Genomic DNA, 229 nt, shown 5'->3' with positions numbered 1-229 from the left:
GGGTTCGTGCAAATTCTCACTTGTATAAAAAGTATATGGACACGCTCAAAACTTATGTTGGCCAGTGCAAAGATGAAGTGAACTACCAAAAATATAATTGCGCGATATTGAAATCATTGATCGGGCTCGATTTGAATAAGATCAGTCAGATGACACTTGAACAGCAGAGTTATTTATATACGCAATTGGTGAGAGTTCATCAGGCGCCATATACGTAGATAAGACAGTG

At 38.4% G+C, this 229-nt stretch carries 1 protein-coding gene; it reads left to right on the top strand.

The window, feature by feature from the left end:
- A partial coding sequence (locus ACYP03_RS28460; RefSeq protein ID WP_459783000.1) for a hypothetical protein occupies window positions 1-218 on the top strand: 218 nt, incomplete at its 5' end.
- Window positions 219-229: the final 11 nt, after the last annotated feature.

This window comes from Photobacterium sp. R1, from assembly GCF_054600795.1.
This window is presented reverse-complemented; position numbering and strand designations above follow the sequence as displayed.